Below are 15,083 nucleotides of genomic sequence, written 5' to 3' on the forward strand. Positions count from 1 at the left end.
GAACATGAGCATCGGGAATCCAAAGCGAATTGTTGTCACTGGCATGGGTCTGGTTAGCCCGCTGGGTTGCGGTGTCGACGAAGCGTGGCGTCGTCTGTTGGCCGGTCAGTCCGGTATCCGGGTTTTGCCAGTTGAGACCGTCGAAGGCACGGGCGTTGTTGTGGGCGGACTGGTGGCTTCGTTAGAAGAGGACGCGGTAGCTGGCTATGACCCTGACCGGGTGATACCTGCGAAGGATCGCAAGAAGATGGACCGCTTTATCGAATTCGCACTAGTGGCCGCGCACGAGGCACTGGCACAAGCCGGATGGCACCCAACCGATGAAGCACAGCAGGTGCGGACGGCAACAGTCATTGCTTCAGGTATTGGTGGCTTTGGTGCGATTGCAGAAGCGGTGCGCACGACAGATGATCGGGGGCCGCGCAAGCTGTCCCCGTTCACCGCGCCATCGTTTCTCGCCAACATGGCGGCTGGGCACGTTTCCATCCGGCATGCTTTGAAAGGCCCCTTGGGTGCACCGATCACCGCATGCGCTGCTGGTGTCCAAGCGATCGGCGATGCTGCCCGCCTGATCCGTAGCGGCGAGGCAGATATTGCGGTGTGTGGCGGGACTGAGGCCGCTGTACATCGCGTCAGCCTTGGCAGCTTCGCAGCGGCGCGTGCGCTGTCCCAGTATTCCGGTGATCGCCCCAGCGAAGCATCTAGGCCCTTTGACAAGGAACGCGACGGATTTGTTATGTCGGAGGGCGCAGGTCTACTTGTGATCGAATCCTTGGAGCATGCTCTGGCTCGAGGCGCACATCCGATCGCGGAACTTGTCGGCTACGGAACAAGCGCCGATGCCTACCACCTGACGGCTGGTCCGGAAGATGGAAGCGGGGCCCGACGCTCCATGGAGCTGGCTTTGCAACAAGCCGGTGTAACGCCAGATCAGGTCCAGCATATCAATGCACATGCCACCTCAACGCAGGTTGGCGATCATGGCGAACTGGTTGCGATCCGCAAGGTGTTTGGCATAGACAACGGTCTGGCGATTAGCGCAACGAAATCCAGCACTGGCCACTTGCTGGGAGCAGCTGGTGGGATCGAAGCTATCTTTACGATTCTGGCCTTGCGTGACCAGACCGCACCGCCAACGCTGAATCTGGAACAACCCGATGAGGCAGCTAATGGCCTTGACCTAGTAGCCGCTAGCGCGCGTCCGATGCCCATCGAGTTTGCACTGTCGAATGGCTTCGGCTTTGGTGGCGTAAATGCCAGCCTCTTGTTCCGTCGTTGGGAGGCATCGCCGTGACGGTCCCCAGTGGAGAAAGGAATGGCGTATCGGGGCGGTGGGTAAAGGCTCGCCGCGAGAGACGACTAGCTTTGCTCAAGGCAGCAGGCGAAGTTTACGCCGAGTATGGCTATGAAAACAGCAGCATGGAGATGTTGGCATCGGCGGCAAATGTTACAAAAGTTACGCTTTATGCCCACCTTGGGAAGAAGGTTCAGTCGTTTGAGGCTGTGTTCACTTATTTGTTGGAAGCTCTGCCTTCGCCTGAATCCCTACCCATCGGGGGAGTTGAGCTACGTGTTCAACTCAAAGCGGTTGAGCAACACCTCCGTCACCCGGCTTCAAAAGCAATAGCTGGCGCCTTGGCGCGATCTATTCATGCTCCGAAGGCCTCGGTTGAATCCTGGCATCGGCACCATGGACTGCTAACTCAGTATGTTGAGGATGCGCTGTCAAATGGCACCAATCGCGATAGTGCAAGACAAGCAGCAAAACAGTTTATGGACCTTCTAATGAGCGACGTCATCCATGGCCATGCCGTCGATTGTGAGGCTTCGGTGGGCATCGTGGATATCTTCGTCCGCGCATACGATGCGACCCGTCGTGCAAGCGATGGCGCCGCCAGACAACAGTGAACACAGTTTCGATTTGTTCGATGCTAATCGGGTGCTCCAGAAAGGGCGCATCATTCAAGAAGAACTATGAAAGCCATCAACATTGTCGCTTAGCTACTCGCTATATGACTGGCTCAAGCGTCACCAGCACGATATCGTTACTTCGCATGGGAATGACAACGTCTACGTGCCCGTTGCTCCCGACCTCAAATAGCCGACTGCTCTCAGGTCTATCTGTTGTTGCTTCACGCAACTGTGAAAGTTGATCTGCAGACAACTCACTGGGTAGTCCCATATCGATGTACAGCGACATGGGGTCGTTCTTTAAGTATCCAGTGCGGCGCACCTCCAATCGGTAGCTTCCTGTAGGTAGATGTTCGATCTGGAATGCAATAGAGCTGGCTTCGGTTGAAGGCAGTTTTTTTGTGTAAAACGGCGTATTGCTGGTCTTCTGGACAGGTTGCTGCCAATCCCAAACCAAGGCTGCGACGCGCTTACCGTCCACTGTTGCCATTGCTTGAGGATCGTTTAATGTGACCTCATTTCCGGTCAACTGGTTGAGGTATTTGTACGCGAACCATGAGGGCTTACGAATGCCATCGCGATTCATTAGGCCAAAGCCGCCGTGGAATGGCCTGTCTGGTGGGCCAGGCTCTTCGAACAGATCAGTGTATGCCCAATAGCTCATGGCCTGGACGGTTCCCTTCACTTGCTTCAGTTTGGTTAGGACATAAGGTGCATTGATGTAGCTGTCGTGGATGTAATCACGCGGGGAGTAGCTGCTGCTCCATTCCGTAAAGTACAGCGGAAGGTCGGGGAACGCTGATGCTTTGATTTCCTCTCGGACTCTGCGTACGTCAGCCACAATCGCATCCGGTGTTTCTAGCAATTTGGTGTCCTGCTTCCCATGCTCGTCAAGGAATCCGCCTTCTACTCCGTACGTATGGGTGGTTACGAAATCTATAGGAAGCTGGTTATCGGCGACGAAGGTAAGTAGTTCGGGGATCCAGTCGCCACCTGCAGTTGAAGGGCCTCCTACCCTGAGCTGTGGGTCTATCGCCTTGATCGTTCTTGCGGTATGCGCATACAAGTTAAAATAGGCTCGCTGATCAGCGTTCTCCCAGAAGTCCTTGAGGTTTGGCTCGTTCCACACTTCGAAATACCACTTGCGGGTCTCTTCGACACCGTAACGTTCTTGTACGTGCCGGACGAATGCATCAACTAAGTGGATCCACATGTCTTGCTTTGGATGCGAAGTATTGCCCTTCCAGTAGAATAGGGTTTGCTGTGAGGTTCTGAGTTCATTTGGCGTAAACCCAAGCTCAACAAAAGGCCGTATGCCTTTGGCCAATAGCATGTCGTAGAGGCGGTCTATTTCTGTCCAGTTATAGACGATTTCGCCGTCGATGCGTCGAACGGTACCGAGCGTATCGTGGAAGACGTCATGGAAACGAATGTATTCGAAGCCGAGCTCATCAATTGCGAGCGCCAGTTGAGCTTGTGTATCGTCACGAATCAGGGTGCCAGGGAAGTCCGAGCCCACCGAAAGCGAGTAGAAGCGGTCAGCCGCTCCCGTCGTTGCAGTAACATCGATCTTCAATTCTCGTTGAGTGGAAGTGTCCGCAAGCGCTGGATTCACTGTCTGAAATGTCAGGGCGACTGCAAGCAGGGTCTTTGGAGGCATAAGCCCAACGAATAGTTTGTCAGTACCTATCGTACGAGATGATTCGCGCGTGTAGACCATTCAAGCTATTCCAGAATTCACGGAATCTATGCTGCCATTGGATAGCGGTGTCGCCTGCTTAAGCTTGAGCCAAGAATTCTTAGAGGTCGCCGAGCGAACAGCATCAGGAGGACCATCGATGTGCGAAAGGAAATTAACGTGGGCCAGATAGTTACGGCGTTGATACAGGTTGTGGTCGCGAGGTAGGTTAAAGGTGGCTGCTGATATCTGGGAATTTCCCGATGCGATCTTCGCCTAGAGTTTATTAGGCGTTCTCCGCATGTGGGCAGGCAGTACGCGACTCAGCTTTCGTCTGTGTGTGATCAGCAACATTCCCGCTGCCTATGACATCGTCAGTATGGTGAGTCAGCCAGTTGAATCCCGCCAAAAGCGGCCTTGCCCGGATGCATCAACGAGCATCTCGTTAGCTCGCATCTAAGCCCGGTGCATTGCTCATTTAGGACAGAGCCTGCGGAAATTCGACAACAACCTTGCCCTTGGCCCGGCCACTCTCGACATAGGCCAGCGCGTTCTGGGTGTCGCGGAACAGGAAGACCCTGTCGATGACAGGGCAGATTGCACCGGACTCGACCAGCGAGGTGATCTCGCTCAACTGTTGCCCGTCAGCCCGCATGAACACAAAGGTGTACTTCACCCCTTTTTTCTTGGCCTTGCTGCGGATGCTGTGGCTGAGCAGGCGCATGACCTGCTGAAGCGGCCAGGCAAGGCCGCGCGCGGCGGCAAAGGTGGGCGTGGGCGGCCCGGAGATGGATATGAGATGACCACCCGGCTTGAGAATCTGCAGCGAGCGCTTGAGCTCATCTTTGCCAAGGCTATTGAGCACGACATCGTAGTCGCGGAGTTCCGTGGCGAAATCCTGTTGCTTGTAGTCGATGACGACATCTGCGCCCAGGGCCTTTACCCACGCCACATTGGGTGTGCTGGTTGTAGTGGCAACGAAGGCGCCAAGATGCTTGGCCAGTTGGATCGCCACTGTCCCGACGCCGCCGGAGCCCGCCTGGATGAAGACCTTCTGTCCACGTTTCAGCTGTGCGGCTTCAACCAGTGCCTGCCAAGCCGTCAGCGCGACTAGCGGCAGCGAAGCTGCTTCCACCATGTTTAGGTTGCTAGGTTTAGGAGCAACAGAGGCGGCTTTGACAGCAATGAGGTCCGCGAACGTGCCGATACGATCATCATCGGGGCGGGCATAGACGTTGTCGCCCGGTTTGAACTGACGAACGCCGGCACCGACACGCTCCACCGTGCCGGCCAGGTCGTTGCCCAGAACAAGCGGCAGGCGATAGGGCAGGATCACTTTGAACTCGCCGGTCCTGATCTTAATGTCCAGCGCATTGACGCTTGCGGCGTGCACGCGGATTAGGACATCGTCATCGCGCAGCGGCGGCGATGGCACGTCGTCGATACGACCCGTTTCCTTCTTGCCATATCGGTCGATGAGGAACGCTTTCATTGGCGATGTCTCTGGTTGAGTGATGCCGTCGGGCTTCGCGGCAGGTGGGGAGGGGGCTCAATTGCTGAGGAACGCTAGCGCTTCCGAAACAAACTCGGCGTGATACTGGAATATTCCGCCATGACCGGCGTCTTGGTAGATGATCAACGTCGCATTGGGGATGCGGCGTGCCAGTTCGGCACTGTTGGACGTGGGGACCATGATGTCGCTATCCCCATTGGCGATCAGAACAGGGATCCTGATGCCGCCCAGGTTCTGGGGCGATTGCCTGCCCCATGCAGTGATGGCCTTCAGCTGCCGCAGGAACGCATTGGGTAAGGCGGCGTTGTCGCGATCACTCGTACGTTCATTCAGCCGGTGCAGGAAGTCGTTTGCCGCACGTCGACCGCGGGCGGTTGCGGTGAAGAACAGGTAGTACTTTGGATCGCGCCGCGTCAGTAGGCCCTTGATGATCAGGGGCCAGGACACACGACCCACCCGATCGATACCACGGCCACCTGCGGGCCCGGTGCCGGTCAGGATGAGTCTGCGCACGAGGTCGGGCGCGTCCAGTACGACCTGCTGCGCGACGAAGCCACCCAGCGAGAAGCCCAACAGATCGATGCGGGTCAAGCCCATCGCGTGGATCAGCGCGATGGTGTCCCGCGCCATCTCTGCAATGGTCACCGGCGCTTTTCCCCCTGATCCACCAATGCCCTGGTAGTCGATGGCGATGACGCGATGCTTGCTGGCCAGCCCGTCCACGATGCGCGGATCGAAGTTATCCAGCACCGCGCCCCAGTGATTGAGCATGACCAGCGGGAGGCCGTCCGACGGGCCGAGTTCGCGGTAGGCGAACTCGGTGCCGCCAACGCTGAGCGATTGGGTCGCTGCGTTCTGGAAGGAGGTGTTCATTAAGGGCCGAATACCGGAAGCCTTCATGGACGAGTACCTGTGCTGTCAGGACGTCAATCAGCGCTGCGGTAGCGTTCAGCAGCCTGCGCCTGCCGGATGTCTGAGAGCAGGCCCTGACGCGCCGCATCCAGCGTATCCCAGCGCTCAGCCACATGCAGCGGCGGAATGGTCACGGTCTCGCGACGATCGAAGCCGGCCAAGGCGGCATCGACCAGCTCGCCGACATCCATTACCTCTGGCAACGTATTGATGTCGATGCCGGCACGCTCCCAGATCTCTGTGCGCGTTGCCGCAGGTAGCACGGCCTGCACGTAAACCCCCTTGGGCGACAGCTCCAGACTGAGTCCCTGTGAGAGAAATAGCACGAAGGCCTTGGTGGCACCGTAGACGGACATGCCGAACTCCGGAGCCAAGCCAACTACGGAGCCGATATTCACGATCGCGCCTTCTCCGGCGAGGGCTAGTCGCGGGGAAACGGCCGCTGCCAAGCGGGTCAGCGCGAGGGTGTTGAGGGTCACCAGCTGTTCGATGCTGTCGGCCGATTGTTCGATGAAGCCACCGGACTGGGCGATGCCCGCGTTGTTAATCAGGATGCCGATGCGGGAATCGTCGCGCAGGCGCGCTTCAACGGTGGTTAGGTCGATACTCTGGGTAAGATCGGCAGGCAGCACATCAACGTTGACCCCGGTGTCCTGCCGCAGTCGCGCAGCCAGGGCCTCCAGTCGCACTTTGTCGCGCGCGACTAGTACCAAGTCGTGGCCCCGGCGTGCGAAGCGTTCGGCATAAACGGTGCCGATGCCGCTGGAGGCGCCGGTGATGAGGACGGTGGGAAGCAGGCTCATGGTGTGTCTCTTGGAGATTGGTGGACGAACGGGTGTGCAGCGCGGCGCGGACGAACGGGTTACTGCGGCGTCGTATCGGTCAATGCGGGATAGTCGATATAGCCCTCTGCGCCGCCGCCGTACAACGTGGCGGGGTTCAATGGATTCAAGGGCGCGCCGGTCTTCAGGCGCTCAACAAGATCGGGATTGCTGATAAAGGCACGGCCAAAGGCAACGAGGTCCGTCTTGCCTTCGGTGAGGTGTGTGCTGGCCAAGTCCAGGTCGTAGCCGTTGTTGGCCAGATAGGTGCCCTTGAAGCGATCACGCAGCCCGTCGAAGTCGAATGGTGCGACGTCACGTGGGCCGCCCGTCGCGCCTTCGACCACATGCAGATAGACGATCCCCAGCGCGCTTAGCTGATCGACGATGTAGTCGTACTGCGGCTGCGGGTCGCTGACCGTGGCAATGGCGTTGGCCGGCGAGACCGGGGAGATGCGCACGCCGGTGCGATCGGCTCCGATCTCCTCGGCCACGGCGGTGGTGACCTCCAGCAGCAGGCGCGCGCGGTTCTCGATCGAGCCGCCGTAGGCGTCGGTGCGCTGGTTGGCGCCGTCCTTGATGAACTGTTCGAGCAGGTAGCCGTTCGCACCGTGGATCTCCACGCCGTCAAAACCGGCGGTGATGGCATTGGCGGCGGCCTGGCGGAAGTCGTTGACGATGGTAGGCAGCTCGTCGATCTCCAATTCACGCGGTTCGGACACATCGACAAAGCCGTTGTGGACGAAGGTCTTGGTCTGCGCACGAATGGCCGAGGCAGAAACCGGCGCGGCGTTATTGGGTTGAAGATCAACGTGAGAGATGCGGCCCACGTGCCATAGCTGCACGAAGATGCGCCCGCCCCGGGCATGCACGGCATCGGTGACCTTGCTCCAGCCATCGATCTGGTCCTGCGTGTAGAGCCCCGGCGTGTCCTGGTAGCCCTGAGCCTGGGCCGAGATTTGGGTGGCCTCGGTGATGATCAGGCCGGCAGAGGCGCGCTGGCCGTAGTAGGTGGCGGCCAGCGGGCTGGGCACCAGGCCGGCGGCGGCGCGGTTACGCGTCAGCGGTGCCATCACGATGCGATTTGCCAGGGTCAGTGGGCCAAGGGCGTAGGGCTGGAAGAGTGTCGTGGTCGTCATGTGGTGTGGGGCCGTGATCGTTGAGGGGGCTGCCGAGGCAGCGGGTTTAATAATGATGAGCGTAATCATTAATGTCAACATTTTGATTATGAACATAATCAATGTGTGGTAGAGTGCACTTCACTGCAGGACAGCATCACCAGGTATCGAGTCATGAAGGTCTCCAAGGCTCAGGCGCAAGCCAACCGCGCTCACATCGTCGAAACAGCGTCCCAGCTCTTCCGCGAGCGCGGATATGACGGAGTGGGCGTGGCGGATCTGATGTCGGCGGCCGGTTTCACCCACGGCGGTTTCTACAAGCACTTTGGTTCGAAGGTCGACCTGATGGCCGAAGCCGCAGCCTGTGGCTTTTCGACATCAGCCGAAGCGCTCGTGGGGATGGGTAATCGCACGTTCCTGACCCATTACTTGTCCCGTGCGCATCGGGATGCGCCGGGGCAAGGCTGCACAATGGCAGCGCTGTGCAGTGACGCCTCTCGTCAGCCAGATTCGGTCAGAGAATCGTTTATGGCGGGCATTGAAGCTCGACTCGAAGCGGGTGCGGAACAAGATGGTCAGGCAGATGCAGCGACTGTTGCACTTAAACGGGCTCAAAGAATTGCGCTGATCGCCCAAGCGGTTGGAGCAGTGGTGTTGTCGCGATCATGCCCGGATGATTCATCGCTCGCAGATGAGATTCTGGACGCCTGTCGAAAGGAAGTTCTTTCTAGGCTGCCGAATGAAACCGCTACTTGAGCTGTTGCCCATGTCTGCTTATGGCCCGAAGCGGACATCGCCAGATAAGCGGTAACTAATCCGTGGCCGGGGCCTCAACGTATCTACAAGCAACTGGCGTAGAGCTTGCACCGCAGAGTTCTCATGTGGCTCTCGGCTCCGGCAGTTCGGAACGTCCGTCGCACGCATGGTGACCCGCTCGAGTGGTCCAAGTGCAGTGTCTCAGACGCAGGTCCGGGCGAGCAGGATGCTCAAGCTTCCGCCCGCGAAACAATCATGATCGTCTGCTGGCCCACCGCAATCCGCTTTCTCTGCGCTCCGGGAAGCGCTAGCAACTCTAACTGACAGATCACAAGCGTTCTGCCTGAACGCAAAACGGTGCCGACCGCTTCAAGATGGTCGCCCTGAGTGGGCGCTATCAGATTGATCTTGTACTCGACGGTGAAGACGCCGCTGCCTGCTGGCGCTCGTGTTTGTGCTAAGTACCGCCGGCAGTGTCAGCGATGGCGGAGTACGCAGGTACGCAGGCATCGCCAAACTAGTTAGAAGTAGACACAGAGAAATCACCTTGTGTCACGATTTAGGTTCAGTTCGCTTAGGAGCAGCCGCGCCATCTGTTGTGGCGCGGTAGGGCATACGGCCATTAGTCGTAACCTTGGTAACAGGAGGCTTCCACCGGAATGGTGTGTTCCCGAGCACTTCAATTTTGCCTCCCGATGTCTGAAATTCTGCGACATCTTCGGCGATGCGGTCGTGACTTAGATCATTGGCATGGACCTTCGGGGCGTAGACCGAGTCCGACCTTGTAGCCGGGTATCGGCCTTTAGTACGCTTTATTGCCGTCATGACTTGTTTCTCCTATGAGTTGAATTGCGATGAGGCGAGCACTGTGCTTAGCATGCTCGTCGCGTTCAGCGCGGCAGTAGGGGCCGCCCATGGCAAAGGACCTGCAGACGATAGGTCTGCTGGCATAAATTCGACACTTCATCTGTTTCCCATCTAGTGCTGCGCACCACCCATCTTGGTCCTTGGCCATGACATGCAAGCCTCCGACCTGATGGGTTGTTAGATGGGAAGGCACTGAATCTTCTTTTCCCAAAATTACTGTGAGTCGGCAGCACAATGAATCACAAGCAGCGCACGTGATCTTGGCGTTGCTTTCCCGGTTAGCACGGTTCATGTCGTAGCAGTGATCATGTTGCGTGAGTAGTGCAATAGCCGGCCGCGATATGGCTCTTGGTCGGAGTCATTCATTCGACACCTTGTCGATTTGAGGGCGAACATTTGCTTGATCAACATGCGGCTGAATTCTTCGCTGCTACTCAAGCCCGGATCTGTTATCACGACCTCGGCACTAGGCTTGGCATGGTGCAGCACGACATCCGCTATGAACTCAGCTTGGGCTCGTTCATGTAGAACGTCACTGGCTATGATCAAGTCAAAGGCGCCCAGTGTAGTTGCCTCCCGCTCGTGACGAAGTTGGTGGAATTGCACGGACGGCAAACCGTTCAGGGCAGCATTGTGAGCAAGAAATGGTTCGGCCAATGGATGCTCGTCGCAGGCAATTACCTCGACGCCGCGCCGCATCAGCACAATGCTGGCGAGACCAATTCCACAAGAAAGCTGAAGTACTCGCTTGCCTGAGATGTCGAAGCGGCACATTGCCTGGGCAAGTAATTGACCCGATGGCCACAGCTGACCAAACAAGCCCCATTGCGCCGAGGAAATATGAAGACGCTTCCTATGCCCCTCCAAGTCGCTGACCTGGTGCTTATCGCTGAGGATGCGTAGCAAGTAGGAGTCGCCACCGATGGTGACCTTCACGTTGCGTGTCTTAAAAGCGGGCATTGCACACTCCCGTCGAGCGACCACCCATGGATAAGGGCAGGTAACGCATGAGAAGGAGCGATATGCGCAACCGTCGAAACCGCTGCACCGAGCGCGAAGCAGGCTAGACCTGTGATTTGATGCTAGCACGTCTCAGGATTGATCCGCTTTGGCCCCACGTGTGGCAGAGACGAATTCAGTATCCGCTTTCTGTAAATAGCTCTTCGTTCTTCGTGACGATCACCCAGTTGGGCATGAAGGCTGTGGGAAATTCGAGCACGCCAAATGCGTGGCTGCCTCAAGCAAGATGAAGTAGATTGAAAGAAACGCCTATGTCCCGCCTTTTGGCGGAAAGAGCTTTGGTTGCTGAATGCGCTCAGCAGCCCATGAATGCAGTGAAGTCCGCACTGGAATCAGGCTGCTGGCTCAATGCCGATAGTTGCTTTTCAGCAACTCGAGCTGCTCGGTAGCTGCCAGCATGCTTTTGATCCTATCCAGCACTGCTTCAATGCCATTTCGGCGCTCGGCTTCATTAGGTAGCCCTACTATCGAGCGCAATGCCTTCTTTGAAAGAATTTCCAGAGAGCGCAAGGTGTCCAGCCGTTTGGAATAGCTCCAAGAATGGGTAGACGCCATCATTTCGGCCGCGAAATCATCTAAGTCGGCCCGTGCATCGTCATGGTTCATGGCTGATCCGTGCGCGAAGTGCGCGTTTGAACATTCACCATAGACTCTTTCTAGCGGTCGTGTGTGACGAAGCTGGGTAGTGCCATGTAGCGAGGCGCCTTTAGACAACCGGATGGGAGCTGGCGCGGCTCTGCAGAGTCGCGACCCTTGGACCCCGCTGACGAGGACGACGAAGTAGAACCTGGCCTTACCCTTTGGCCGGTCAAAGCAGGGGGAATCTGGCGATGTCTCCATGCACACTCGCCGGCACTGGCTTACTTGGTGCTGTTCCTGCTTGCATTTTCCGGCCACGCATATGGAAGCTGGTTGCACGAAAATGAACAACTTGGCGCAGAAGGGGAGCGGCCAATTTCGTTGGCGCAGCATCTGGCGGGGGCCCAGTTCTGGTTCGAGTCGATGCAGAATTGGCAGAGCGAGTTCCTGGCCGCGCTGTCGATCGTGCTATTGAGCATCTTCCTGCGGCAGGACAAGTCCCCCGAATCGAAGCCGCTCGCCGCGCTGCACTCACAGACCGGCACCTGAGTGCCGGCCTGTATGAATTGCGCGATCAATCTGCGGCGTCAGCTTCTAGCCATGCGATAAAATCGCCCAAAGGCATCGGCCGGGCGATGTAATAACCTTGGACGCAATCAACGCCATGGGCGGTTAGCCACTCGAGCTCGGCGAGGTTCTCGACACCTTCGGCAACAATACTCAGTCCCAAGCCATGCCCCAGCGCAACCAATGCGTTGCAGATAGACGCATTACGCGGGTCGTTGTGCACGTTCTGCACGAAGGTCCTGTCGATCTTGAGGTGATCCAGCGGCAAATCTCGCAGATAGCTCATGCTGGAGAAGCCGGTGCCGAAGTCATCTATCGAAACGCAGACACCATCCCTGCGGAGTTCCTCCATTGTGGCCTGCGCCATTTCCGGACGCTGCAGCATGGCGCTTTCGGTAAGTTCCACATGCAGCGCGCCTCGAGGTAATTCGTAGCGCTTATGGGCGTCGCGCAGCATGCTCGACACCTCCCCTGCCATGAACTGCACTGCGGATACATTGATGGCGATTGCGATATCGTCGTGGCCACACAAACCTAGCGTCTGACGAGCGCGTGCCGCTGCATCAATAACCCAATCGCCAAGAGGCGTTATCAGGCCGGATTCCTCGCACAGCGGAATAAAGGTGGCTGGTGAAACATACCCGTCCGAAGTGCGCCAACGCAACAGGGCCTCGGCGACGATGATGCTTCCATCGGAAAGCCTTTTTATGGGCTGAAAGAAAAGCTCAAATTCCTCGCTAGCCAACGCGCTGCGTAGACGTTGCACGGTAGCAAGCCGGTCCGCTGCACGCTCGGCCATGCGCGATGAGTAGTGCATGGTCGGCAGATTTTGCACTCGCGCCTCAAACGCTGCCAGCGCGGCGTGGCTGGCTACCTGCTCAGATACCTCGAGGGGCTGTTGGAACGCAATGCCGATCCAGCCCTCCACGCGGTGCACACCGGTCTCTGATTCGATGGAATCGGTAAAGGTTGCAACCAGTGCGTCCACCAGCTCGCTCCACTTCTCTCCCTGCGTAATCGCGAGTACGAAAGCATCCGATGGCGAGTGAGCCAAATGACCGTGGCCTGCGCATATCAGCTGGAGACGATGGGCAACGGTGCGAATGAGGGCATCGCGGGTCTTTCGCCCGAAGGTAGATGACATTAGCTCCAGGTCACGCAATTGGATGTGGATTATCGCGTAAGGTCCGCTGTGCGCCTCCCCGTTTTGTCCCGCATCCACACGCTCCAGAAGCGTACGCAGGTGCAGTAGCCCTGTGCTTTCTTCGTGTGAGGCTCGCCATTTGAGATCTGCTTCATATGCCACGCGGTCACTGACATCTTCAGCGAGAACTAATCGAGCATCGCGTCCATTAAAGCGAATGCTACTGCTGTGGACACGCACGTATATGCGACGGCGGTCGCGGGTCATATGCAACCAGACGGGGGCAGCGTCACGGGGCTCGGCCGGGTCATCGACCGAATCCTGCACCGCGACGGCCTCTTCGGATGGACGAATCTGAAGAATGGTCATTCCCAGGAACTCGTCGCGCGAATATCCGTAGTGCTGTATCGCTGCCGAGTTCACTGCCAGGAACCGTAGCGACTGAATGTCGAACACCCAGAAAGGAAGCGGATTACGCTCAAACAGCTCGCGGAACTGTGATTCGGCACGCTCTAGTTCGGTCTGCTGGAGCCGGCGGTCCGTTATGTCCACGATGGTGCCCGTCATGCGTTGCTTCGCATCGTTGTCAGGAACAGGTGCTCCCCGTGCGCTGATCCAACGCTGCTGTCCATCAGGAAACACAATCCGGTATTCGGCTCGAAATGGGCTGCCGTTCTCTAACGCCTGTGCGAATGTCTGTTCTACCCACGGCCGGTCGTCCTGGTGCATTCGGTGAAAGAATTCTGTCAACGGGAGCAGCACTTCTTTGCGCGGAAAACCAAACAACTCAGCTGCGTGCCCGGACGCCCGCACTTGGTCACTTTCCGTATCCATCGCCCATACTCCTGCGCGTGAGGCTTCTTGGGCCTTACTGAGCCAGTCAGCGTGATGCTGCAGTTCAACATGGACCTTATGACGAGCCGCCTCAGACGCGGCCATCCTCCGCATCAGATAGAGCATGCCCAGCCAATACAGCAACAATAGCGATACCAGGAGCGCGGCGTAGTTTCTCCACGGTTTAACCGCCTCGCTTTTGGAAAGGGCAACGGCCACCACAAACGGATACCCGCTAGATGTTGCCAGACTAGTCAGGTGGACGCCGTCTTCAACGGCGTGAAGCCGTGACGGGCGGCTCGCGTCATTGATGAGGGCGTATTCGGTGCTTGTACCTTGATGAGCAAGCACTGCCCCGGCGGTCGTCATAATTGTGGCGCCACCGCCCCTGCCAACGTCGACGTCTTCAAGCATTTTACGTAACTCCGATGTTCGCAGCCGTGCTACAAGCCAGTTGCCCTGCGGAGTACGAACCACCAACTGCACCACCGGTTGCGAACGCCCCTGGTGTAACAGTGCGCCTACACCCAGCTGGCCTGGCTGGAGTGACGACTGCAATGCGGAAGGAACGCCCGCCGGTGCGCTTGCTCCTTTGTGGAGCGGAGCCCCGTCTCGGTTGAGTATGTCGATGTCTTGGAGCTCACTATTGCGAGAAATGACGCCGCGTATCGTTTCGGGGATATTCCAGAGCGCAGGGTTGGTCGCATAGCTGTCCGCCTCGGTCGCCATCCCATTCAGTGCTCTTTCAAGATTACGTATCTCGTAGTGGAGTACCCGGCCTACGCCTTGAGCTATTGCCGCACTCTGATGCTGCGCCGCCTCCAGACGTGCCGACCGGTCTTGGAGGATTGTTGAAATCAAGCCGGCGCTGAGCGCCAGACCCAGTACCGTTCCTACCCATCGAGCCCCGCGTGTGGCCCCAGCATTTCTTGTTGAAGCAATTGTCATCAATCCCTCCGATCCCCCTACTAAGTCGCCGGGCGTCCACACGGAGATGGCATACCCGCGAAGAAGGATACCGCTACGGGGATGTCTGAGCTTAGGTAGCAATCACATTCCAATCTGTCGTAATGCGCACCACCCATGCTGCCGAAACGTAGCGGTCGTCGAGCGAGTAACAAGGCAGGTGGATTTGTTGATTAAAGTTCTTAAGCGACATAAGTAGAGGGAAACTGACCTAAGTGTGTAAGGCGTTCACTAAATTTCACCGCTACCCAATTGCACGGCTCATTGCATCGCCTAGACGCTCTTTATGATGCGCGGTTTATGACAGCCAATCCGATGGGGGATCTTTCGATGCGTGAGTCCTCGGAAACTGCATCAAGAAGCAGGCGAGGGCGCTGCGGAGGATGGCGAAGGCCTG

The 15,083-nt window shown here is 57.6% G+C and carries 12 protein-coding genes and 2 pseudogenes; 4 read left to right on the forward strand and 10 right to left on the reverse strand.

The features are described from left to right. The first annotated feature begins 4 nt into the window (after nt 1-4). Nucleotides 5-1,294: a beta-ketoacyl-ACP synthase II gene (fabF, locus tag ACVOK8_RS00075; protein ID WP_481565023.1), complete on the forward strand. Its 1,290-nt coding sequence runs from the start codon at nt 5-7 to the stop codon at nt 1,292-1,294. After that, complete coding sequence (locus tag ACVOK8_RS00080; RefSeq protein WP_481565024.1) at nt 1,291-1,908, forward strand: TetR/AcrR family transcriptional regulator; 618 nt, start codon at nt 1,291-1,293, stop codon at nt 1,906-1,908. Before fabF ends, ACVOK8_RS00080 begins: the two co-directional genes overlap by 4 nt. Before the next feature lie 100 nt (nt 1,909-2,008). On the opposite strand, the gene ACVOK8_RS00085 is transcribed toward ACVOK8_RS00080, so the two are convergent. The 5 genes from ACVOK8_RS00085 to ACVOK8_RS00105 form a co-directional block, all read right to left on the reverse strand. Further along, nucleotides 2,009-3,571 (reverse strand): GH39 family glycosyl hydrolase, encoded by a 1,563-nt coding sequence (locus ACVOK8_RS00085; RefSeq protein ID WP_481565144.1) that lies wholly within the window; start codon nt 3,569-3,571, stop codon nt 2,009-2,011. A gap of 496 nt (nt 3,572-4,067) precedes the next feature. Then, nucleotides 4,068-5,081, reverse strand: a complete 1,014-nt coding sequence (locus ACVOK8_RS00090) for an NADP-dependent oxidoreductase (RefSeq protein ID WP_481565025.1) — start codon at nt 5,079-5,081, stop codon at nt 4,068-4,070. 57 nt (nt 5,082-5,138) lie between these two features. Continuing rightward, nucleotides 5,139-6,002 carry an alpha/beta fold hydrolase gene (locus ACVOK8_RS00095; protein WP_481565026.1) on the reverse strand — a complete coding sequence of 288 codons (864 nt, stop codon included), beginning with the start codon at nt 6,000-6,002 and terminating at the stop codon, nt 5,139-5,141. Between the two features lie 26 nt (nt 6,003-6,028). Beyond that, nucleotides 6,029-6,817, reverse strand: a complete 789-nt coding sequence (locus ACVOK8_RS00100; protein ID WP_481565027.1) for an SDR family NAD(P)-dependent oxidoreductase — start codon at nt 6,815-6,817, stop codon at nt 6,029-6,031. A 59-nt stretch (nt 6,818-6,876) separates the two neighbouring features. Beyond that, nucleotides 6,877-7,974: an alkene reductase gene (locus ACVOK8_RS00105; protein WP_481565028.1), complete on the reverse strand. Its 1,098-nt coding sequence runs from the start codon at nt 7,972-7,974 to the stop codon at nt 6,877-6,879. Between the two features lie 153 nt (nt 7,975-8,127). On the opposite strand from ACVOK8_RS00105, the gene ACVOK8_RS00110 reads away from it, so the two are divergent. After that, nucleotides 8,128-8,709: a TetR/AcrR family transcriptional regulator gene (locus ACVOK8_RS00110; RefSeq protein WP_481565029.1), complete on the forward strand. Its 582-nt coding sequence runs from the start codon at nt 8,128-8,130 to the stop codon at nt 8,707-8,709. A gap of 230 nt (nt 8,710-8,939) precedes the next feature. Here the strand turns inward: ACVOK8_RS00110 and ACVOK8_RS00115 are convergent. The 4 genes and pseudogenes from ACVOK8_RS00115 to ACVOK8_RS00130 all read right to left on the reverse strand — a co-directional run. Continuing rightward, nucleotides 8,940-9,167, reverse strand: a pseudogene (locus ACVOK8_RS00115) (PaaI family thioesterase); the annotation flags it as partial. A 344-nt stretch (nt 9,168-9,511) separates the two neighbouring features. Continuing rightward, the gene (locus ACVOK8_RS00120) at nt 9,512-9,868 is read right to left on the reverse strand and encodes a YkgJ family cysteine cluster protein (protein ID WP_481565030.1); all 357 of its coding nucleotides are present in this window, start codon (nt 9,866-9,868) and stop codon (nt 9,512-9,514) included. After that, nucleotides 9,865-10,536 carry a class I SAM-dependent methyltransferase gene (locus ACVOK8_RS00125; RefSeq protein WP_481565031.1) on the reverse strand — a complete coding sequence of 224 codons (672 nt, stop codon included), beginning with the start codon at nt 10,534-10,536 and terminating at the stop codon, nt 9,865-9,867. The genes ACVOK8_RS00120 and ACVOK8_RS00125 overlap by 4 nt, the downstream gene beginning before the upstream one ends. 405 nt (nt 10,537-10,941) lie before the next feature. Then, nucleotides 10,942-11,202: a hypothetical protein gene (locus ACVOK8_RS00130; RefSeq protein WP_481565032.1), complete on the reverse strand. Its 261-nt coding sequence runs from the start codon at nt 11,200-11,202 to the stop codon at nt 10,942-10,944. A gap of 135 nt (nt 11,203-11,337) precedes the next feature. On the opposite strand from ACVOK8_RS00130, the pseudogene ACVOK8_RS00135 reads away from it, so the two are divergent. Then, nucleotides 11,338-11,724 (forward strand): annotated as a pseudogene (locus ACVOK8_RS00135) (DUF6766 family protein); the annotation flags it as partial. Between the two features lie 25 nt (nt 11,725-11,749). Here the strand turns inward: ACVOK8_RS00135 and ACVOK8_RS00140 are convergent. Next, nucleotides 11,750-14,668, reverse strand: a complete 2,919-nt coding sequence (locus tag ACVOK8_RS00140) for an EAL domain-containing protein (protein ID WP_481565033.1) — start codon at nt 14,666-14,668, stop codon at nt 11,750-11,752. Nucleotides 14,669-15,083: the final 415 nt, after the last annotated feature.

This window comes from Stenotrophomonas sp. STEN083 (genome assembly GCF_056759195.1).

Coding starts and splice junctions, on each gene's coding strand:
- ACVOK8_RS00105 (WP_481565028.1), bottom strand. CDS start 7,974: ATGACGACCACGACACTCTTCCAGCCCTACGCCCTTGGCCCACTGACC.
- ACVOK8_RS00095 (WP_481565026.1), bottom strand. CDS start 6,002: ATGAAGGCTTCCGGTATTCGGCCCTTAATGAACACCTCCTTCCAGAAC.
- ACVOK8_RS00130 (WP_481565032.1), bottom strand. CDS start 11,202: ATGAACCATGACGATGCACGGGCCGACTTAGATGATTTCGCGGCCGAA.
- ACVOK8_RS00110 (WP_481565029.1), top strand. CDS start 8,128: ATGAAGGTCTCCAAGGCTCAGGCGCAAGCCAACCGCGCTCACATCGTC.
- ACVOK8_RS00085 (WP_481565144.1), bottom strand. CDS start 3,571: ATGCCTCCAAAGACCCTGCTTGCAGTCGCCCTGACATTTCAGACAGTG.
- ACVOK8_RS00100 (WP_481565027.1), bottom strand. CDS start 6,817: ATGAGCCTGCTTCCCACCGTCCTCATCACCGGCGCCTCCAGCGGCATC.
- ACVOK8_RS00125 (WP_481565031.1), bottom strand. CDS start 10,536: ATGCCCGCTTTTAAGACACGCAACGTGAAGGTCACCATCGGTGGCGAC.
- fabF (WP_481565023.1), top strand. CDS start 5: ATGAGCATCGGGAATCCAAAGCGAATTGTTGTCACTGGCATGGGTCTG.
- ACVOK8_RS00120 (WP_481565030.1), bottom strand. CDS start 9,868: ATGAACCGTGCTAACCGGGAAAGCAACGCCAAGATCACGTGCGCTGCT.
- ACVOK8_RS00140 (WP_481565033.1), bottom strand. CDS start 14,668: ATGACAATTGCTTCAACAAGAAATGCTGGGGCCACACGCGGGGCTCGA.
- ACVOK8_RS00090 (WP_481565025.1), bottom strand. CDS start 5,081: ATGAAAGCGTTCCTCATCGACCGATATGGCAAGAAGGAAACGGGTCGT.